We start from the raw sequence: 22,370 nt of genomic DNA, 5'->3' as shown, positions 1-22,370 counted from the left end.
AGGAAAATGCGACATACTTGTATGATCGCATTTGGCGACTGCTAATCAGCAGATAAAACCTTTGCTGACATATGCACATCCATCACTTTCTCTTGCGTTTATGCCTGAAGGATTTCTTGCGGACTCGTTTTTCCGGGTGCTGCTCCTGTCTGTATCGCTTAATGCTCTCGGCAATAGTGTTATAATCCCTCTCAAACAGTTCATCACTTATCAAGGTATCCAAAAGAGGTCGTGGAATCTTCTGTACTATTGCTTCCCGGACAAAGTCCTTGCTCTTTGCCTTATACACCGGAAGCTTACATATTTCCTGTATATGGGCAAGTTCAGGTCTCCACAAGAGTCTTATCTTATTTTTTATATCACACTTTGGATTAAGCTGTGGGTCTCTTATCTTATAGATATCAATCTTTTCATCAATTACCTCCACTGAGATCAGTCCCCAGTATTCAGGAATATGTTCTGCAGCACCGGCTGCATGTGTGCTTCCCACAACCAGAATATTATAGTCAAAGAATTTGTCATAATCCTTTATCTGTCCCTCCAGCCTTGTGTATGTATCCGCGTCGCTTTTTATCTCAATTCCGGTGATGGACTCCGGGCAGATCATCACCACGTCCGCCCTGGACTCCCCCATATTCTTCTCTTCTATTATCCTTATCTTTCCATGAGTTTCTTCAAGATACTCAAATAAGGGCTCTCGTATGTCTTTATCGTGCAGCATGTTGTATTCCTTCTTATTTATTTGCATTTGCCATAATATAATCATGATTTATGCTTTCTAAAAAAGAGGCATCTCTACAGATGCCTCTTTCTGTTAAACCTTCCACTCAAACGGCAGTAACTCTCCTGGATGATTGTATCATCCTTATATAGTTTATGCAACATCTGAAACATATTGCACTTACTTTTACCTATGTTTTATCAGATACAACTAAATTTTCAAGTCCGAGTGGCAAGCATTGCTTTACTGAATTTTATTTATAATAATTTACTATAAAATAACCCTCACAAACAGTGTCACCACCATTTGCAAGGGTTATCATAATTTCAGAAATATATATGTGAAGTTCGCTTTACACTAAACATTCATCTGCTTTGCTACCTCTGCAGCGAAGTCCTCATTCTTCTTTTCCATACCTTCGCCAACTTCAAAACGAACAAACTTAGCGATCTTGAGGTCTGCGCTTACTGACTTAAGGTATGCAGCAACTGTCTGCTTGCCATCCTCAGCCTTAACGTAAACCTGATCAAGAAGGCAGATTTCCTTCATCTGCTTAGAAATACGTCCCTCAACAAGACCTGAGAAGATCTTATTTCCTGAGATTTCTTCCTTGTCAGCACATGCGATCTCTGCTAACTGAACCTTAGCTTCCTTTGAAAGGAAGTTTGGTAAGTAGTTCATGTTTGACTTGTGCTCTTCATATAAAGCTACATCCTCTGCACTCCATACACCTGCAACAGCCTTCTCAAGCAGCTTTGAAAGAACTGGCTTTGGAAGTGAGAATGGATCGTTTAATGCGCTGTCGATTGTGATCTCTCTGATCTTAGCAAGTTCATCTGCTGAGATCTCATCTCTTGAGATGTACTGTGGATTCATAGCTGCAATCTGCATTGCGATGTTTGTAAGAGCTTCCTTAGCTGCGTCGCCTGAAGCACCGTTACCTGCTACAAGAACACCGATTCTTCCGCCGCCATGGATATATGAAGCAACAACATCTGCTGAAACCTTCTCAAATCTTCTGATAGATATCTTCTCACCGATCTTAAGGATCTTATCATCAAGATCAGCCTTCATGTCAAGGATTGAAACAACATCCTCACCATCTCCGGCCTTATCAACATCTACTGTAAGTGCCTTATCTGCAACTGCCTGTACGAACTCCTGGAATACTTCGTTCTTAGCAACGAAGTCTGTCTCTGAGTTAACCTCAACAACAACTGCTGTATTTCCATCGATTGCAACCTTTGCAATACCCTCTGCTGCAATTCTTGCTGCCTTCTTCTCAGCCTTAGCAGCGCCGCTCTTCTTGAGTACTTCTACAGCTGCGTCCATATCACCATTAGTCTCTGTAAGTGCCTTCTTACAATCCATCATACCGGCACCTGTGAGCTCTCTTAACTCTTTTACCATGCTTGCTGTAATAGCCATCGTAATAACCTCCAAATAAATCTAGTATTTATATTAAAATATTATTCTTCTGTTGCAACTTCTTCAGCTTCTGTCTCAGCGTCTTCTACATCTGTTGCGTCTGCACCCTGCTGAGCCTCGATAACTGCGTCTGCCATCTTTGATACGATAAGCTTAACGGCTCTGATAGCGTCATCATTACCTGGGATTACATAGTCAAGCTCTTCCGGATCACAGTTAGTATCTGCAATACCAACAAGCTTAATACCAAGTGAATGAGCCTCCTGGATACAAATTCTTTCCTTCTTAGGATCTACAACAAAGATCATGTCAGGAATTTCCTTCATGTCCTTGATACCACCAAGGTTCTTCTGAAGCTTCTCCATCTCCTTCTTAATCTGGATAACTTCCTTCTTAGGAAGAACATCAAATGTGCCATCCTCTTCCATAGTTTCATACTTCTTAAGTGTAGCAATTCTTGTCTGGATTGTCTTGAAGTTTGTGAGCATACCACCTAACCATCTCTCGTTTACATAGTACATACCACAACGCTCTGCTTCGCTCTTGATTGAATCCTGTGCCTGCTTCTTTGTACCAACGAAAAGGATCTTGCCACCGTTAGCTACGCAATCACCGATTGCATTGTAAGCATCGTCAACCATACCAACTGACTTCTGAAGATCAATGATGTAGATACCATTACGCTCTGTGTAGATATATGGCTTCATCTTAGGGTTCCATCTTCTTGTCTGATGTCCGAAATGTACACCTGCTTCTAATAACTGTTTCATTGAAATAACGCTCATTTTCTTTACCTCCATGGTTAAAATCTTCTGCCGGTATCATCTCTTTGGACCACCCGAGCTATAGGCACCACGCCAACTATCAACCAGCATGTATATTATTTGTTTATGGGCAGAAATATCCTGTATTTCCACTCACGCAAAGTCGATTGTAACACAAGTAAAAGTGCGAAGCAAGCATTTTTTTGCTGCAGCAGCAAAAAATCCCTCCAAAACAGATCTCTGTATGAACAAAACCTGTTCCGGAAGGATTTTATAATTTCCACATTCTTATGTATTTGGGTTTTATACCATTTAAATTGTCTATACCATTATAATATCTATACTTTTATAACATCTATAACTTTATAATGCCTGTAACTTTTTTAATGCTTACATTTTTCGCAATCAACTTTAGATTATTTATAGCTTGAAGAGGTGATCATCGCCACAATGGTATCATAATCCTCTGTGCCGTCGAATGTGTATTTGCCTGGGATTATGGAACCTACAAGACCCTTATTACTTAAATATGAATAAAAATCCTGCGCACTCTTTACCATATTGATACCTGCCAACAGCTTACATACATCCATTGCCGTCATATCCTTAGTTACTGTGATAGTGCCACCCTTCTTTGTTGCGTCATCACCCGGATCATTCTTGTCTCCCTGCATATCTTCTGTCGTAGGAGTTCCTGATTCATTTCCCGAACCATTACCGGAACCTGAACCGTTGCCACTACCGGTACCCTGTCCGTTGCCACTACCTGAGCCGTCTCCACTACCGGTACCCTGTCCATTGCCGGAACCTGAACCGTTGCCGTTTCCATTGTCAGCACTCTGTCCATCGCCCGAACCGCTGCCATTTCCATTGTTGTCACCCGGTGTAACTTCGGCCCCGGCTTCTGATGAGCCCGCCTGGTTTGTGTTATCCTCAGATGAAGCCCCTTCCGTGCTTCCCGCCTGGCTGTTATCAACATCATCATTTGATGCCTGAGAAGAATTTTCCGTAACAGCTTCAGTTATAGTATTATTCTTGTTTACTGTGGAACTATCGCCTGTGGGCTTCTGTGTCTGAAAAGTAACCATCATAACCATCGCACCGATTATAAGTCCACATCCAAGTCCTCTAAAAAAATATCTCTTCCTCATATCATTCTCCTTGAGTATTGAACTTCAGTCCATTAAAAATTTGCATGTCTTGAATTTCAGACCAATTATCTCTTCTTAAGCTTGTTAATTACTGTTCTTGCTTCTCCGACACCTATGCCAAGTTGATTTGCAATTTCAATAATGTCCATTCCCTGACCGTATAACCTTGCAACCTCCTTGTTTGTGTCCTTCATATCATCCCAGATAGGCTCTGCCTGCTTAGGTGCCCTGTCCTTAATTTCTACCTCAGGCTTAGTCTTTGCTGCCTTTGGTTTTCTTCCGCCCCTTTTTCTTGGAGCAGTTTTCTTAGGCTCCTCAGCCCCCGCACCATTTCCTGCAGTGCTAATTTCTTTACCAGCGTCCTTTTTATCAGCCTGTTCTTTATCGGCATCTGACTTGCTGTCTGGTTTTTCTGTATTTCCGGTTTCCTGCCTTTTAGGTGCAGCAGTCTCCTCTGTCACATTCTCAGCCAGGATCTCTGTTTTATCAGTTTCATTTTCCCTGTCTGTGTCCCCTGCAAATGCGCTCCACTTTCCGTCATTACCCATATCTGCATTATCATGTCCCACTGTGTCACTCTGGACTGCCGGCTCATCAGCCTGAGCAGCTGTTTTATTTTCCTGAACTGCTGCTTCACTTTTATTTGCATTTACATTAGTCTTTTTCTTTTTTCTTCTGCGTGAATTTTTCTTTACTGCAGGCTTTGTGACCTCTGTTCCATCTACACTTCCGACATTCTTCTCTACTGCATTTTCAGATTTATCACCGGAATTGTTGTCCGCTGCATTTTCTGATTTATCTGCAATTCCGTCATCACCTGCTTCATGATCTGCGGAAGCTGCAGATCCGTTCTCTGAATTATTTTCTTCTTCCTTAGCAATACCTTCTGCATCAACACTTTCACTGCCGTTACCCTCTGTTGCTTCAGCCTCATCCTTTGAAACATCACCGGTCTGTGCTGCTGTGCTTTCATCCTTTGCCATGCCAGCCTCTGTTGCAGTGATCTCACTTTCTGTATCAACATCTTCTGTTGCAGACGCCTCATTATCTGCGGAAGTCTCAGTCTCTGTCTCCTGGTCAGCTTCCTCGCTGTACTCAACAGGTGCAGGTCTCTCTTCGTCTGAGCTGTAAGAGTCATATGCCTCTGAAAGGCTCTTGTTAATATAGCTGATCATATTTTCCTTAGCCTTCTCTGAAAGCTCATCAGTACACTTCTCGATCTCGTCCCTGATCTCCTGCTCCTGCTTCTTCTTCGTATCTTCACTGTAGCTTCTGATAGCTTCCTTATGCTGCTCAATAAGCACATCATTAAATTCCTGCATTCTTCGTTTGAACTCTTCTGAGCTCTCGTTAAATTCCTGATCTTCCTTCTTGTAATCGTGAGAATCAAGTATGAAGAAGCTCACGATAACGATAATTACACCTACGATCAATGTTACAATACCAGCTGCCATATTCTTTATCTCCTTGCAAATAAATATTTTACAACCAAATTTTTATCTAAATATCAAATATATTTTTTCAACCACTATACCCTACATAGTTTTGTGAGTTTATATTTTTATGAGTTTTTATTTTTCTCAGCCTTCATATTTTTATCTTATAAACCCTTATGCCTTCTTAAGCTCATCAAAAACCACATCATTCAAAACTCTGATATAGGTTCCCTTCATTCCAGAAGACCTTGCCTCAATGACTCCTGCACTCTCAAACTTTCTAAGAGCATTTACAATTACCGATCTTGTTATGCCAACGCGATCTGCCACCTTACTGGCAACAAGTATTCCCTCATCCCCCTTTAACTCTGAGAAAATATGCTTTATTGCCTGAAGCTCTGAAAATGACAATGTGTTGATGGCTGACTTGACGATAGCCACCTTTCTGTCCTCCTCGGCATTTTCCTCGTTTAACGCTCTCATCATCTCAAGTCCCACAACTGTGGTTCCATACTCACCGAGAATTATATCATCTATGTCATAATCACTGGCGATCCTGTACAAGAACAATGTACCGAGTCTCTCTCCCGCAATATCTATAGGAAGAAGAAGACCTCTGTACTGGTCAATGTTATGTCCATCAAATCCAAGTGTTGTCAGGTTTACATTCTCCTTTGTGGATAGAACGAGCAATAGCCGCTCATTCAACATGGAATCAATATGTAAACCAACCTTTCCCTCTATAAGCTCTGTAATCTCAGGTATATCTGCCCTGTTTTTTATGCCCAGGACCTTACCTTTCTTGCTTATTACCAACACATTTGATGTCAATATATCACTTAAAACATCGCAAATATCGTTGAAAACAACCTTATGCGAGTTATTATTGTGCAATAATTTATTGATTTTCCTCGTTTTATCTAACAACTGAACACTCATCTATTTCCCTCCGGACCAACGCAAAAAGAAGCTGTTTTTGCCTCTAAAAATCTCGACTATTTGGCATTGTAGCACAAAGTTATGTGAACTACAATAACCAATTTTGACAAAAATCGGATTTCATAAGAAAAAAACAACTTCTTATAAGTTCTGTAATTATTCTGTAATTATTGTTAACTTAATTTGTATTTTAAGTAATTTTTAAGCCTCTTCCTTAGGCGCGTCACAGGTGTATCCGCACTCATTATTGGCACATAAAAGCTTCTTTCCCTTTATGAGCATATAGCTTCCGCACTGTGGACACTTCTGCTTCGCCGGTCTGGTCCACGACATAAAATCACACTCCGGAGCATTTGTACATCCGTAGTAACGTCTACCCTTCTTGCTCATCTTTATGACAACATCTCCGGTCTTGCACTTAGGACATGTAACACCTATCTTCTCATAAAAAGGCTTTGTACATTTACAATCCGGAAAGCCCGGGCATGCTAAGAACTTTCCGTGAGGACCATACTTGACAACCATGTTCCTGCCGCACTCGTCACAGATCTCGTCACTGACTTCATCCTGGATATCAATCTTCTCAAGATCCGCCTCTGCCTTCTTAACCGCATCATCGAGATCCGGATAGAAATTTCTCACAACAACCTTCCAGTTGATAGCTCCCTCACCGATGGTATCAAGCAGTGACTCAAGATTTGCAGTGAAGTTAACATCAACTATAACAGGAAATGCCTGCTCCATAATATTATTTACCGCTTCGCCGATCTCTGTTACATAAAGCTTCTTATTCTCCTTGGTGATATATCGTCTTGCAAGGATCGTTGAGATAGTCGGTGCATAGGTACTTGGTCTTCCTATTCCCTTCTCCTCAAGAGTCTTTACAAGAGACGCCTCTGTATATCTGGCAGGCGGCTGTGTAAAATGCTGCTTATCCTCAATAGCTGTGATCTTAAGGACATCTCCCTCCTTCAGCTCATTAAGACCTCTGATATTCTCTGACTTTTCCTGATCCGGATTATATACTGCCATAAATCCGTCAAATGCCAGCTTGGAGCTTGAAGCCTGGAGATTTTGTTCTCCGGCAACAGCCTTAACCGTTCTGGTCTCATAAACTGCATTTGCCATTCTACTGGCAAGGAATCTGTTATATATAAGCTGATAGAGTCTGTACTGATCTCTTGAAAGCTCATCCTTTATCTTCACAGGTGACAATGTGATGTCTGTAGGTCTTATCGCCTCATGAGCATCCTGTATCTTTTTGCCGCCCTTATCCTGCCTGCCGTTTCCATCCTGTGTCTCAATATATTTCTCGCCGTAATTGTCACCAATGTACTTTCTTGCTGATGCGTCTGCCTCCTCAGAAATTCTTGTGGAATCTGTACGGAGATATGTGATCAGACCAATGGTGCCCTTACCCTTTATATTTATTCCTTCATATAGCTGCTGGGCAATCCTCATGGTCTTTGTGGTTGCAAAATTAAGCTTGCTGGAAGCCTCCTGCTGCAATGTACTTGTGGTAAATGGCAATGGTGACTTTCTTGTTTTCTCTCCCTGCTTTATGGACTTAACCAGCAGATCATTTTCACTGATGTCAGCAACGATCTTATTAAGGGCTTCCGCTGAGGATATGTCCTCCTTCTCACCATTTCCTGATACAAATCTGAATGGTATCTCCTTCTTTCCCTTTTCAGTCTCCGCATTGACCACAAGCGAAAAATACTCCTTAGGTATGAAGTCATTTATCTCCTTCTCCCTGTCGCAGATGATCTTTAATGCCACAGACTGTACTCTTCCGGCAGAAAGACCTCTCTTGATCTTCGCCCAGAGCACAGGGCTTATCTTATATCCAACAAGTCTGTCCAGAACTCTTCTTGCCTGCTGGGCGTCAACAAGATTCATGTCTATATCCCTTGCATTTTTGAGAGAATTTTTAACAGCCGTCTTTGTTACCTCATTAAATGTTATTCTCTTATATTTCTTATCCTGCAGCTTAAGTGCCACGGATAAATGATAAGATATTGCTTCTCCTTCACGATCGGGGTCAGTTGCAAGATAAACTTTATCCGCCTTCTTCACAGCCTTTCTAAGTGCTGTGAGTATATCTCCCTTTCCTCTTATGGTAATGTATTTCGGTTCAAAATCATTTTCTACATCTATACCCATCTGGCTCTTTGGAAGATCCCTTACATGTCCGTTAGATGCAATAACTTCATAATTTGATCCAAGTATCTTACCTATTGTCTCCGCTTTGGTAGGCGACTCTACTATTACAAGATTTTTAGCCATGCTAAACTATCCCCTTTATCGATAATACTCTGTCTGCTTTCGCAGATTTCAAACGAGACAACTATACACTATATTTTTTTTTAGTGCAAGTGTAGATTTATTAACCCTCCGCCTCTAAAACAGGATAACACCCAGAATTGCCGACACTATAATAAGAATTATCGGCGATATCTTTCTGCCTGCAAGCCGCTTCGGAATCTGATCCACAGCCACTAAAACTGCAAATATCCAAACACCCATCTTATCTATTCTGAGGCTGTCTCCCACTGACGATATCCCCATTAAATTCTTCAATCCAAATATAAGTGCCGTTGAAATAATAAGTGCGATTATACATGGTCTTATGCCGTCAAGCATATGTTTTACCCCTGCATACTCCATAGCCTTCTTCATAACAGAAGAAATAAGTACTATGACCACAAACGCCGGAAGCACCACACCGAAGGTTGCCATTAAGGCTCCAAAAAATCCTCCCTTTGTTGCTCCTACGAATGTTGCCATATTCACTGCAAGAGGTCCCGGTGTGGTCTCTGATATGGCAACCAGATCCATAAGCTCTCCCTCAGTAAGCCAGTTCTGTGACAACACGATATCCCTTATAAGAGATATCATTCCGTAACCGCCACCGAAGGATACGGTGCCCACCTCAAGAAAATAAAGAAAAAGCTTCAAGTATATCATGCCGCTCCTCCATCTTCCCGGTTTCTCATATTATGCAATGTTCCCACTACGACTCCAACGACTCCGCATATTAATATATAATATATACTTGAGAAGGATATTCCAAATAGTGATACAAATATAAAGGATACTGATACCACTGCAAATATGCTTACATTAAACACATTTTTCTTCATTTTAATAAACATTCTTAAGCCCGCCGACAGTATCAGGTAAACCACGCACGCCTGTATTCCCTTAAATGCCGATGCCACCCAGGTTATCTGCTGGAATCTCTCATAGAAAAAAGAGATCACATATATTATTGCAAATGATGGTATACATACTGCAAGACTGGCAGCCAAAGCCCCCTTAAAGCCTGCAAGCTTATATCCAAGATATGTTGCTGCATTAATGGCAACAGGTCCCGGGGTGGACTCTGCAATGGCAGTCATATCAAGAAACTCCGACTCATTAAGCCAGCTACGTTTGTCCACGAATTCATCTTCCAGAAGGGCGATCATTGCATAACCGCCGCCAAAGGTAAAAGCACCAATTTTAAGGAAAATAAGAAATATATCCATAAGTCCTGTCTTTTTGTTTTCTGCCAACTGTGTACCACCGCCTTATCTATATTATATATATCTTCTTTATCTTATCTGCCTTTTTCATATATCATTTAGCTCTTTTATTCAAGATCAAACCAAATAATATCTAACGTCAACTTCTAAAGGGGCATGAATTTCATGCCCCCTGTTTCTCAAATGTATTAACCAATAAATGTATTGTATATAGCCTTGATAGCTGTCTCGAAATCCTTGTTGTCAACACCGATTATGATATTAAGCTCTGATGAACCCTGATCTATCATTCTGATATTTATACCTTCCTTCGCAAGGGCAGTGAACAGCTTTCCTGCTGTACCGCTTGCTGACTTCATGCCACGTCCAACAACCGCCACAAGAGCAAGACCTGATTCGATCTCAACAGAGTCAGGCTCTGCAAGACGATGTATAGCTGACACAACGCTCTGCTCCTTATGGATAAATTCATCTGCATGTACAACAATGGTCATTGTATCAATTCCTGATGGCATATGTTCAAACGAAATATTATTTTCCTCAAACGCCTGAAGAACCTTTCTCCCAAAACCGATCTCTGAATTCATCATTGCCTTTGAGATAAATATAGTACAGAAGTCTTTCTTACCTGCAATACCCGTAACAACATAATCCTGCTTCTGACATGTACTCTCCACTATCCAGGTTCCATTGTCCTCAGGAGCATTTGTATTTCTGATGTTGATAGGAATACCACAATGACGTACAGGGAATATAGCGTCCTCGTGGAGAACTGACGCACCCATGTATGAAAGCTCACGGAGCTCTCTGTATGTGATATACTTGATAGCCTTTGGATTAGGTACTATACGTGGATCTGCCACAAGGAAGCCTGATACATCTGTCCAGTTCTCGTAAACATCAGCACGACATGCCTTAGCCACAATAGAGCCTGTAACGTCTGAACCGCCACGGGAAAATGTCTTTACATTTCCATCCTTGCCCATTCCATAAAATCCCGGAATTACCGCACGCTCATTTTCCTTAAGTCTCTGTCCAAGCGTCTTGTATGTTTTATAATCATTAAGGTTGCCTTCTGCATTGAAGAAAATAACCTCAGCGGCATCAATGAATGTTATGCCAAGATAAGCCGCCATGATCTTACCGTTTAAGAACTCACCTCTTGATGCTGCATAATCCATAAGAGGCTCTGCAGTAAGCTTCTCTGTGATCTCCTCGAAGTCCCTATCAAGACTAAAGTCAAGTCCAAGTCCTGTGATTATCTCGTCATATCTTGCCTTAATGGCAGCCATCTCACCGGTGATATCCTCACCCTTGCTTGCTGTCTCATAAGCGTGGAGCAGCATATCAGTAACCTTTGTATCTGCTGAATTTCTCTTACCCGGAGCAGATGGAACCACATAGACACGGCTCTCATCGGCACGGATTATATTACCAACCTTTTTAAACTGTTCAGCACTGGCAAGTGAACTACCGCCAAATTTAACTACTTTCTTCATATCGTTCCCTTTCATTGAAAAGTCTCTCATTTTTTACCTATTACATAATAGACAAAAACCCTGCAAATTACAACTTTTTTTTAACTTTTATCTGTTTTTTACAGTAATACCGCCAATATTCTACATTTTTTATACCAATGTATAATACCCTCCTGATACATTCATAATAATTCCCCGCCCCTCAAGTCCGTATACAATATCAAGCAGCTTTCCCGTGGCAAATCCTGTTTTTGCACACAATTCCTCCATGTGAACAGGTTCTTGCTTTATGAATGACAACAGCAGCTTTTCATCCTCCGTGAGATCTTCTCTGAAAGCCTTTATCTCATTGTCTGTTTTTTTCCCTGTCACACCCACTTTTTTGATAATTCCATTTAAATTCTGCACCTTATTGTTTTTTGCCGTTATAGCAATTTCTTTTTTTATCTCGGTTTTCTCTTTGTCAAAGAAGCCTATAAACAATTTATTCTCCCCTGCCATATTCTCTATGATATCTTCCGCCCCAGTGACACATGCCGCCCCCTGCTTTATAAGATTGATACACCCGAGACTCCCGGTGTCTGTGGCTCTTCCGGGAACGGCATACACATCCTTTCCCTGCTCCAGTGCCTGATCAGCAGTAATAAGTGAACCGCTTTTCGCCTTTGCTTCCACCACCAGCACTCCATCCGACAGCCCGCTTATTATCCTGTTTCTTAGAGGAAAATGATGTCTCACAGGCTCCGTACCCGGCGGGTATTCCGATATGACAACTCCCTGTTCATACATTCTATTAAAAAGCTTCCTGTTTTCTGCGGGATATATCTTATCTATCCCGCAGCCAAGAACTCCTACAGTTAAAGCTACACTATCCGACACTTCACTTAGAGCATTTATCACTTTATCATGGTGATCAAGCACCGTACTGTGAGCAACACCATCTATACCTGCTGCCATACCGCTTATAATGGCTACCCCTTCCTTTGCCACATGACTTACAATACGCCTGCACATGGATATACCATAATTTGTCGCCATCCTTGAACCAACTACCGCCAGGGAAGGATGGGCATTTAATTCTTCAAGCACAGTATGTTGTCCCATTATGAACAACAGCCTTGGCCTGTCAGGAATATTAAGCAGCCGCTCCGGATACAGTTCATGTCCCGGATAAGTGAATGCGATTTCTTTTCTTTTTAATTCCTCTGCAAATCCCCTTATCAAATTTTCTCTTCTATATATATTGAGCTGCCTGAAATGTGCCGGCTTAAGTACATCCTGCAGCTTCTCATCACTCTCATTAAACACCGCCTCCGCACCGCCAAAGTAATCACATATCATGCTAAAGGACTTGCCTGATATCTCCGGAAATGTACCGGTCCAGAGATGATAAAGTTCATCTGTCATACGCCATTCTCCTTCATCCTGTAAAATATCGCCTCTCTTACATGCTTTTCCTGTATATCCGTATCCCCTGCAAGATCCGCAATAGTTCTGGCAATCTTCAATATCCTGTTATTTCCTCTGGCGGACAACTGACTTTTCTCGTACATTTCCCTTAGGATATCCCGGACGTCACCATTTATCTTTATGTATTTATTTATGAGACCTCCATCAAGTCCCGAATTGAATTTTATCTTCTCATGTCTGTACCGTTCCTGCTGTATCTCTTGGGCAGCCATCACTCTCTTTCTTATGGTTTCGGAAGATTCATTTTCCCGGTGGTCAAATAACTCCTCCACGTCAACCCTCACAACATCCACATTTATATCTATACGGTCAAGGAGGGGACCGCTTATCCTTGCATTGTAATTTCTTATCTGCTTGTAGGTGCATGTACATTTATTTGCATTGGGCCAGCCGCCGCAGGGACAGTTGTTTCTGGCTGTGACCAGCATGAAATCTGCAGGAAATCTGTATCTGCCGCTGAGTCTTGATATATTCACCTCCCTGTCCTCAAGAGGCTGCCTTAGGGTCTCAAGAACATTTCTTCCAAACTCCGGAAATTCATCAAGAAAAAGCACACCATGATCTGCCAGACTTATCTCTCCCGGTCCCGGAATTACGCCACCTCCCACCAGTGCGGTTGTGGATATGGTGTGGTGGGGAGCCCTGAACGGCCTTTTGGTGATAAGTCCACGTCCGTTCTTAAGCATACCTGCCACACTGTATATCTTAGTAACTTCAATGCTTTCATCAAATGTAAGCTTAGGCATTATGGTAGGTATCCGTCTTGCGATCATTGTCTTTCCTGAGCCTGCCGCCCCGGTCATCATTATGTTATGTAAACCTGCCACAGCAATCTCCACACCTCGCTTTAACATTACCTGTCCTTTAATATCGGCGAAGTCACCAAGGTCATAGCAATCATCCGGGTAATATCCCGTGCTTTTATTCATATCATGTATGACCTTCCTGCCGTTACATTCATAGTCTATAAGCTCCTGAAGTCCCGAGACTGCAATCACTTCAATGCCTTTAATAAGACCTGCCTCCTCCATATTGGCCCTGGGAACAATAAACCTGTTAATCCCATGTTCTGAGGCATAATGGACCATGGACAGAACTCCCGGCACGCCATTTATGTCGCCGTTTAGTCCCAGCTCTCCTATTATCATAGTATTCTTTATTGCTTCTTCTGAAATAATCCCCATGGATATCAGTATACATACTGCAATGGGAAGATCGAAGGCTGTACCATCCTTTCTGATATCAGCCGGTGAAAGATTTACGGTTATCCGTCTGGGCGGAACGGACACACCGGAATTACGAAGTGCGGTGCGGACTCTCTCTGCTGCCTCCCTGACACAGGATGAAAGATACCCCACCATGACAAATGCGGGCAGTCCATCCGACATGTCTGCCTCTACCTGTATCATTACTGCGTCAATGCCCTGTACAGTACCGCTTATTACTCTGCTGAACATTATTCTCCTTCCTGCAAATAGCAGGCTTCTCCGGGAAAATCTATGTCCTTAGGTTATCGCAGATATTGTTTACGGTCAAATTAAGTTTTTATAAATTATAAGATTCCATTTAGCAGTCGTCAAATACAAGCATGTTACACCTGACACATTGCCATAAAAAAACCTGAGACAGATTGGCTGTATTTAAAATACAACTGATCTGTCTCAGGGCTTTTCCTGTCATATTTCTCTGGTCATATATTAACTGAAGTATACCACTTCTTCTTCCGGAGCACCGGTAAGCACAACCTTCTCAGCCTTAAGTACCGGACCATCTCCTCCGAAATCAGGATAGAACTCATAATCAATAGTAGCGGTTACATCCACCCACTGTCTGTCCACAAGATTTTTAGCTCCGTTGTAGTAACATTTGTAACCTACGAACTGGATGTCCTCTGCGCAGCAGGTCATGGCAAATCTTCCCGGAACAAATATATTATCCGGATAGTTCTTAGGATGGAACACCATTGCCTTAAAATGTATCTTCTTTCCCTTATATCTGTCAGGAGCGTCTGAAGCGTCAACATACCAGATTCCGTAATCTTCATCCTTCACGTCTATAACATCCGCCTTAACATCAAAAGGAAGATCCTCTTCTGTGTTCTCGTCCTGGGCAATGCTTCCGTCTGCCATCTCGAATATAATCTGGGCTCTTCTGTTTACTGCCTTAATCGAACGTCTCCACTCTGCACGCTTGTCCTCAGGCTTACATCTGTTGAACACTACCATGTCAGCACTGCTGAACTGTTCAACCATTGTTGCCTTCATATTGTTTGAGTACAGATCATAGGTCTCTGCATTTATAAATGACAGAACCTGAACAACTGTCCAACCCTTTGGAACCCTGATCTCAAATATCTTGTCAAGCTTCCACATACCATTGTACTCGATCATTACCGATTCAGGCTTATATTTGTCCTGAAGATCAAGCAAGTGCTCTGTTGTAAGCTGATCCTCTTCTATATATTCAACATATATATTGTTCTTCTTTAACTCCTTCTCATCATACTCCTCTTCACCGTCCTCGCATACAAGAAGAAGAGTCTTCTCTCCGCCGGTAAATGATCTGTCAAGAAGTGTTTCCTTTACAAATGTGGTCTTACCGCTTTCAAGAAATCCCATAAATACATAAACCGGAATTTCCTTTACCTGACGTCCCATCATATTATTTCCTTCCTATTGTACCAAACATCAGCCCCTTTTAAGGGCTGATGAAAATTATCGTTGTTCTGTATATAAAGCCCTGGCTTATACGAGTTCAAACAACTCTGCAAGAGCTGCTTCGTCAAGCTTGCTTCCTATTACACAAAGCTTACCTGTTATATCAGGGTTGCCCTTTCTGATCTCATACTCGCCCGGTACAAGGTCGAAGTACAGCCAGTCACCTGCGTCACTTGGAAGTATTCCCTTAGCACGAAGGATGATACCATACTTCTCTGTATCTGCAAGGGTATCAAGGATCTCATTAAGCTTGGTCTCATTATACTTATGAGGTGTCTCCTTGCCCCAGCTTGTGAACACTTCATCAGCATGGTGATGATGATGGTCATGATCGTGACAGCCGCAAGTACATCCGTCACCATGATCGTGGTCATGATGGTGATCATGGTCGTGATGATCGTGTTCATGACAGCCACACTCGTCGTCATGATCATGATGATGATCGTGGTCGTGATGATCGTGTTCATGGCAGCCACACTCGTCGTGGTCATGATGATCATGGTCATGCTCTTCCTCCATCATGGATTCTTCAAGAGTCTTATGGTTCTGCATTGCCTCTCTGATCATTGCCCCGCTTATATCATTCCAAGGAGTTGTTACTATTGTAGCCTCCTGATTGTGTTCTCTTATCATAGAAACAGCCTTTTCAATCTTATCCTGTGATACATTCTGGGTTCTGCTTAAGATTATAGTATTTGCGCTTTCAATCTGGTTATTAAAGAACTCGCCGAAGTTCTTCATGTATATCTTGCACTTGGATACGTCTGCAACTGTTGTGTAGCTGTCAAGATCCACATCAAGATCTGCCGAAACATCCTTAACCGCCTTGATAACATCTGAAAGCTTACCCACACCTGAAGGCTCAATGATTATCCTGTCAGGAGCATAATCTGTTATAACCTGTTTTAAGGCTGTACCGAAATCACCTACCAGTGAACAGCAGATGCATCCTGAATTCATCTCTGTAATCTGAACACCGGCATCCTTAAGGAAGCCGCCATCTATACCGATCTCACCGAACTCATTCTCAATGAGCACCAGCTTCTCACCCTTAAAAGCCTCATCAATAAGCTTCTTGATAAGGGTTGTCTTACCAGCACCAAGGAAACCTGAAATAATGTCAATCTTTGTCATTTTTTCTTCACTCCTAATCCTAAAAATTATATATTATGACATCTGCAGAAAAAATCCACACCTGCCACATAACAGATAACGCCTCTGCAAATGTCTTTATATGCTTCCACATCCCCGTAATTATACTCGCATAATCACATTTTTGCAAGAATACCCATCACGACGATTTATTATATCTTTATAAACTTTGTGTCTCTTACATATATTTTCTCATTTGCATATGCCCCGATCAAATATCCAAAGCTATGCTTTTTCCTGCCCGTCACTCTTTATGTTCACATCCAGCTTGTTGTACGGGATCTCAATGCCATTCGCATCGAAGGCTTCCTTTATCTTCCACAGAGCCTCCCTTTTTGCGTCATAGCTCTTCTCAAATGGTGTGAAAAATCTCACATACATCTCGATACCGCTCTCGCCAAATTCCTCAATAAAGAACTCTACAGGCTTATCGGTCATATGCCCGTCAATGGTATCCACCACATCAAGCACCACCTGTTTTACCTTGCTCAGGTCAGACTCATATGCAACGGAGAACTTCACATCAACCCTGTTGGTTCCCCTGCCGGAGATATTCACCAGTGAAGTGTTGGAAATAGTTCCGTTAGGTATCACTATGGTACGATTGTCGTAGGTACGGAGTCTTGTATAGAATATATCTATGGATACTACAACACCCTCACAGTGGGTGGAATTCTCAACTATATAATCCCCAACCTTAAAGGGCTTAAGTATAAGGATCAGCACACCGCCTGCAAGATTTGAAAGACTTCCCTGGAGGGCAAGACCTATGGTAACTCCCGCCGTGCCAAGCAGCGTGATAAAGGATGTAATCTGAAATCCCACCATTGACGCCGCAGTAAGAATCACAAGAAACTGGAGCAGCACCCTTATGGCAGAGATGAAAAATCCCGCCACGCTCTTGTCAAGCCTCGACTTGTCAAATGCCTTTCTCAGTAGCTTTACTATTATCTTAATGACCTTAAAGCACACCGCCAAAAATATGAGTGCAATGGCTATACTGCCAAGCTTTGACATAAACCAGTCAAGAAATTTTCTGCCATAATTATTTATCATATCCATAGTCATGATCATTTCTCCTATCATTGAACATCAGCCCATAATAAATCGCCTACGGCGAGGGCTGACGCTACATGTCAGGTTTTCATAGAAAACTTGACACAATCTGCAATATGTAATGCCATTCCATTTATTTAACACCGTGTCACAGGGAGCCGATTACTTAACAGCCTTGAACACACTGATCGACAATGCCGGCAGTGTCACCGTAACCACACCGTCTGCAGCCTTTTTAGTACCCTTATTATTATTTCCTTCTCCACCGAATTTAACATTATCTGATGAGAAAATCTCCTTATAGCTTCCTGCTTTATCAACCCTCAAGCCAAAGTTCTTCACATCCTTTGTGTCGAAATTACATGCAACATAAAGCCTATCTGCTCCGCATGTTCTTGCAAATACAGCGGTCCTGCCTTCATCTTTATCTGCAAATACTATATCGCTGTCCGCCTTAAGTGCAGACTCTGAAGCATAGAGCTTATTTAACTCCCTAACATACTTCTGTATGTAAGTATTCGCATCGAATTCAAGAACAGACCAGTCAACAGGATTGACTCCGTCAAATCCGCCGAAGGCTCCAAGCTCCTGCCCCATAAAGAACAGCTTATGTCCCTTAAGAGTCATGGCAAGTCCGTAGAGTACACGAAGATCTGCGTACTTGTCCTCGTAGCCTCCCGGCAGCTTATCTATGAAGCTTCCCTTGTCAAATGCCACATCATCATGGGAAAGAGCGATTATTCCCGTATCTTCCTTCATGTTGCAAGTACAGTCACCTATACATTCTGTGAAGCTTCCTCTGTGAACCGGAGGCACTGCCATGTAGGATACAACCCTGTCCACAAGCTCACTCTCAAGGCTGTCAATTATCACATAGCTGTCGCTGTTCTTAAGGCTTTCCTTAAGCTTTGCAGCCAGATTTTTGTCGTTAAGTCTCACTCCATCAAGATGGTATGTCTCAAGCCAGTAGCATATGCAGTCTATATCTGAAACCGGCACCATATCAAGGATCACACCGATATTCTTTTTATGGAATACATCTATCATCCTCATGAAATCAACAGGGGTTCCAAATCTTGAGCTTGGAGCAAACATGCCTGTGGTATCATAACCCCAGGTGTCTCCCTCTCTGTATTCCATAACAGGCATAAGCTCAACATAGTTATAGCCCATATCTGCCACATGATCACATGCCAGCCCAGCAAATTCCGCATATCCCGGCACACTGCCGTCCTCATTTCTCATAAATGTGGACATGTGTATCTCATATATATTAAGGCTCTCCTTATTCTTCTTCCTTGCCTTTACAAACTCATCATCATGATACTCATATGAGAATTCTGTAAGCATTGAAGCATTTCCCGGTGCCTTCTCATAGCAAATGGCATAAGGATCTGCCCACAGCTCTTCTCTGCCGTCATAGAAGAGCACGCTGAACTTATATTTACTGTCCTTTATAACCTCAGGTATGAACAGCTCAAATATGTCGGTATAATCAATCTTTCTTAACTGATGAACGGAAGCGTCCCAGTTATTGAAGTCACCCACAACGCTTACACGTCTTGCTCCCTTTACCTCCATACAGAATGAGGTTCCGCTTACACCATTTAAGGTGATATATCTCACACCAAATATATCCTTTACCTTGAACCCATCTGCAAATGATGTTCTTCCGGATATTATGTCCACAACCTTTGCAGGATCAACAGAATACGGAAATGCATACGGATCCTTAAATACCCTTGCACGCTCCACCAGATCACCGGCTTCATCAAAGGTTGTGCACACTGTCTTTATCTCATAATCAAACGGCTTCCTGCCTGATATCTTAACAGTATAGAAACCGGAGACGATCTCCTCTGTTTCATACTCATCCCCATTTGCAATATCTACTACGAAAACCTGTGCAACATCAGGGGCAAATACATTCACATACAGATCCTTAAGGCACTGGTGCATGCCCAGGATATGATGTGGATTATCATGTCTGGCCTCTACGATAGCCATAACCTCATCCCTGTTTATCGCAAAAATCTGATTGTTGTTACTCATTTATCTTTAATCCCTTTCGTTTATTTAAACTTCCAATATACCGATCCCCGAAGGAGCCGATGAAAGCCTTCTCCCCAAGTATCCTGTACTAAAACCTGTGGATAAAAATTCCGCTTCGAAGCTTCGGCTCGAACCATGTGGACTTTGGAGGCATGAGCCTGCCTGCGTCAGCTATGTCAAACAGCTCTGTGATGGATGTTGGATACATCGAAAATGCCACCTTGTACATATCACTGTCAACCATCTTTGAAAGCTCGGAAAGACCTCTTATGCCACCTACAAATGTGATCCTCTTGTCAGTTCTCGGATCACCTATTCCAAGGATCGGTGCCAGAAGATTATTCTGCAACACGGACACGTCAAGTCTCTCAACCACGTCATCCACCATGAATTCCTTCTTAAAGCCAAGCCTGTACCACTTATGATCCATGTACATTCCAAACTCACATTTGTTCTCCGGTGCAAACGGCTCCTCCACCTTATCTATTGTGAACTTCTCTTTAACGGCGTTCATAAATTCATCCTCTGAATAGCCGTTCAAATCCCTTACAACTCTGTTATAGGGAAGTATCATCAGCTCGTCATGAGGAAACAGAACTGACAGAAAATAGTTGAATTCCTCATCACCTGTATACCCCGGATTTTCCTCACGGAGCTTAAGTCCAGCCTTCACTGCAGAAGCTGAACGATGATGTCCGTCTGCTATGTATATCTCATTTACCCCTGCAAATGCTTCCCTAATATCTTCTATGTCCTTATCCTGATCTATGATCCACACATTGTGGGTTATACTGTCAGGTGTTGTAAAACCATAGAGCTTCTCTCCGGTCTTGACTCTGTTTATTATCTTATTAACCTTATCTATAGAACGGTATGCAAGAAATATAGGACCGGTGTGGGCAGAGCAGGTCATAACATGCTTTATCCTGTCTATCTCTTTGTCCTCACGGGTATTCTCATGCTTCTTGATAACTCCGCTTACATAATCATCTATTGACGCACAGGCAACAAGACCTGTCTGATGTCTTCCATCCATTATAAGCTCATAAACATAATATACATCCTTGTCGTCATGCACATATACGCCCTCGTCTATCATTCCATCAAGGAGCTCTCTTGCCTTATCATATACGCAGTCTGCATATGTGTCCACCTCAGGGCCAAATGAGGTCTCTGCCCTGTCAACCTTAAGGAATGACATAGGTTCACGCTTAACCTCTTCGTATGCTTCCTCTCTGTTATACACGTCATAAGGAAGTGCTGCCACCCTGTCTACAATATCTGTTCTTGGTCTGTATGCACCAAAGCTTCTGATTATCGCCATATCCGGTTCCTTTCTGCAAATATTATCATCCATAAAAACAGAAACGAGTGATCAGCTTATTACGTCCAACCACTCATTTTTGTTACATTTCATATATCGTTATTAGCCTCTTACAGCCTTTACTACTCTCTCGATAGATTCCTTGTATTCCTCTTCTGATGAATTCTCAAATATAAAGAGATCCTTGATATTAGTTGGTGGGTTAAAGTTCTGGCTGTTGATGTACTCATCCCAGTGCTCCAGCTTCCATGTATCTCTGTCTGATGCTCTCTTGATCATACGCTCATGACATACATCTTTTCTTGTATTAACCCAGATAACAAACAATTCTGCGTCCTTCTCAGCAAGCTTTGCGCGGAGATTCGCAAGGTACTCATCATCTCTTATCTCTTCTGTAAATGGTGCATTGATAAGTACTGTATCGTTGTAATCCAGTGCTTCAAATGCAAGGTCGAGAATACAGTAATACTCGTAGTCTCTTATATTCTTCTGGAAGAAATCTGATGAACGGTTGTACTCTGCACCTCCTACAACGAATATCTGCTTTGAAAGCACGATAAGTGTATCCTTATCGAGATATACGCAGTTATGCAGTGCCTTTGCAACCTGTTTTGATATAAAAGTCTTGCCACATGCAGGTGGTGATGTAACTAATATTAATTTCTTCATGTATGTTTCCTCCGCTTTTTCTTTCACATTTGGTCTAATTTTATCACAACTGCAATATGGTTACAAGGGACTTGATGATTTTTTTGTGCATATTTCTGTGCACCATATGTACGACAAATATACTCCATTCATACTCCATTCATACTCCATTCATACTCCATTCATACACCGTATCTTAATATGATATAATGCAGGAACTGTTCAGATTTCTACTCGGTTCGCACGCTTATATGTCAACTGTCGCACAAACTCGCCTTCGGCTCAACCATGTGCTTTGAGTTGACAGCTAGTGCAAACCTCATCACGAAATCTTTCACAATGTTCCTGTCATTTATATCATATATCGATACGGCGGATACGGGTTATGTATTATCATTATATTTGCGACACACAAAAACACCATGATCGAAAAGTATATCTACAATTCTCTCATGGTGTTTTTTCGTTATCCACCAGATACTACTGATGAACAAAAATATATAT

At 42.0% G+C, this 22,370-nt stretch carries 18 protein-coding genes; all 18 read right to left on the bottom strand.

Going from position 1 to position 22,370, the window contains the following annotated elements:
* Window positions 1-82 precede the first annotated feature (82 nt).
* Window positions 83-721 carry a sce7726 family protein gene (locus tag DXB54_RS08280; RefSeq protein WP_118694863.1) on the bottom strand — a complete coding sequence of 213 codons (639 nt, stop codon included), beginning with the start codon at window positions 719-721 and terminating at the stop codon, window positions 83-85.
* 357 nt (window positions 722-1,078) lie between these two features.
* Complete coding sequence (tsf, locus tag DXB54_RS08275; RefSeq protein WP_118694862.1) at window positions 1,079-2,149, bottom strand: translation elongation factor Ts; 1,071 nt, start codon at window positions 2,147-2,149, stop codon at window positions 1,079-1,081.
* Between the two features lie 41 nt (window positions 2,150-2,190).
* Window positions 2,191-2,934 carry a 30S ribosomal protein S2 gene (gene rpsB / locus DXB54_RS08270; RefSeq protein ID WP_147612238.1) on the bottom strand — a complete coding sequence of 248 codons (744 nt, stop codon included), beginning with the start codon at window positions 2,932-2,934 and terminating at the stop codon, window positions 2,191-2,193.
* A gap of 395 nt (window positions 2,935-3,329) precedes the next feature.
* Window positions 3,330-4,064: a hypothetical protein gene (locus DXB54_RS08265; RefSeq protein WP_118694860.1), complete on the bottom strand. Its 735-nt coding sequence runs from the start codon at window positions 4,062-4,064 to the stop codon at window positions 3,330-3,332.
* 65 nt (window positions 4,065-4,129) lie between these two features.
* Window positions 4,130-5,518 (bottom strand): DUF6115 domain-containing protein, encoded by a 1,389-nt coding sequence (locus DXB54_RS08260; protein ID WP_118694859.1) that lies wholly within the window; start codon window positions 5,516-5,518, stop codon window positions 4,130-4,132.
* A gap of 156 nt (window positions 5,519-5,674) precedes the next feature.
* The gene (gene codY / locus DXB54_RS08255) at window positions 5,675-6,439 is read right to left on the bottom strand and encodes a GTP-sensing pleiotropic transcriptional regulator CodY (protein WP_021939312.1); all 765 of its coding nucleotides are present in this window, start codon (window positions 6,437-6,439) and stop codon (window positions 5,675-5,677) included.
* Between the two features lie 201 nt (window positions 6,440-6,640).
* Window positions 6,641-8,728: a type I DNA topoisomerase gene (gene topA, locus DXB54_RS08250; RefSeq protein WP_021939311.1), complete on the bottom strand. Its 2,088-nt coding sequence runs from the start codon at window positions 8,726-8,728 to the stop codon at window positions 6,641-6,643.
* Window positions 8,729-8,842: 114 nt separating this feature from the next.
* On the bottom strand, window positions 8,843-9,409 hold the full coding sequence (locus tag DXB54_RS08245) for a chromate transporter (RefSeq protein WP_118694858.1): 567 nt from the start codon (window positions 9,407-9,409) through the stop codon (window positions 8,843-8,845).
* Window positions 9,406-9,999: a chromate transporter gene (locus tag DXB54_RS08240; protein WP_330426377.1), complete on the bottom strand. Its 594-nt coding sequence runs from the start codon at window positions 9,997-9,999 to the stop codon at window positions 9,406-9,408. Before DXB54_RS08240 ends, DXB54_RS08245 begins: the two co-directional genes overlap by 4 nt.
* A 158-nt stretch (window positions 10,000-10,157) precedes the next feature.
* The gene (locus DXB54_RS08235) at window positions 10,158-11,468 is read right to left on the bottom strand and encodes an aspartate kinase (protein WP_118694893.1); all 1,311 of its coding nucleotides are present in this window, start codon (window positions 11,466-11,468) and stop codon (window positions 10,158-10,160) included.
* 129 nt (window positions 11,469-11,597) lie between these two features.
* A complete protein-coding gene (gene dprA, locus DXB54_RS08230) occupies window positions 11,598-12,854 on the bottom strand; it encodes a DNA-processing protein DprA (RefSeq protein ID WP_118694857.1) in 1,257 nt (418 codons plus the stop codon).
* Window positions 12,851-14,374 (bottom strand): YifB family Mg chelatase-like AAA ATPase, encoded by a 1,524-nt coding sequence (locus DXB54_RS08225; protein ID WP_021939306.1) that lies wholly within the window; start codon window positions 14,372-14,374, stop codon window positions 12,851-12,853. The genes dprA and DXB54_RS08225 overlap by 4 nt, the downstream gene beginning before the upstream one ends.
* Before the next feature lie 240 nt (window positions 14,375-14,614).
* A complete protein-coding gene (locus DXB54_RS08220) occupies window positions 14,615-15,577 on the bottom strand; it encodes a TIGR03943 family putative permease subunit (RefSeq protein ID WP_118694856.1) in 963 nt (320 codons plus the stop codon).
* A gap of 84 nt (window positions 15,578-15,661) precedes the next feature.
* On the bottom strand, window positions 15,662-16,768 hold the full coding sequence (locus DXB54_RS08215; protein WP_118694855.1) for a GTP-binding protein: 1,107 nt from the start codon (window positions 16,766-16,768) through the stop codon (window positions 15,662-15,664).
* A gap of 243 nt (window positions 16,769-17,011) precedes the next feature.
* A complete protein-coding gene (locus DXB54_RS08210) occupies window positions 17,012-17,854 on the bottom strand; it encodes a mechanosensitive ion channel family protein (protein ID WP_243104784.1) in 843 nt (280 codons plus the stop codon).
* 150 nt (window positions 17,855-18,004) lie between these two features.
* Window positions 18,005-19,894 (bottom strand): GlgB N-terminal domain-containing protein, encoded by a 1,890-nt coding sequence (locus DXB54_RS08205; protein WP_118694853.1) that lies wholly within the window; start codon window positions 19,892-19,894, stop codon window positions 18,005-18,007.
* Window positions 19,895-19,982: 88 nt separating this feature from the next.
* Window positions 19,983-21,218, bottom strand: coding sequence for a DUF1015 domain-containing protein (locus DXB54_RS08200; RefSeq protein ID WP_118694892.1), 1,236 nt, complete (start codon window positions 21,216-21,218; stop codon window positions 19,983-19,985).
* 102 nt (window positions 21,219-21,320) lie between these two features.
* Window positions 21,321-21,887 carry an AAA family ATPase gene (locus DXB54_RS08195; protein ID WP_021939300.1) on the bottom strand — a complete coding sequence of 189 codons (567 nt, stop codon included), beginning with the start codon at window positions 21,885-21,887 and terminating at the stop codon, window positions 21,321-21,323.
* Window positions 21,888-22,370 lie beyond the last annotated feature (483 nt).

The organism is Coprococcus sp. OM04-5BH (assembly GCF_003482105.1).
GTDB lineage: Bacteria > Bacillota > Clostridia > Lachnospirales > Lachnospiraceae > Coprococcus.
Note: the sequence above shows the minus strand (reverse complement) of the source record. Positions and strands in the feature narration are given on the sequence as shown.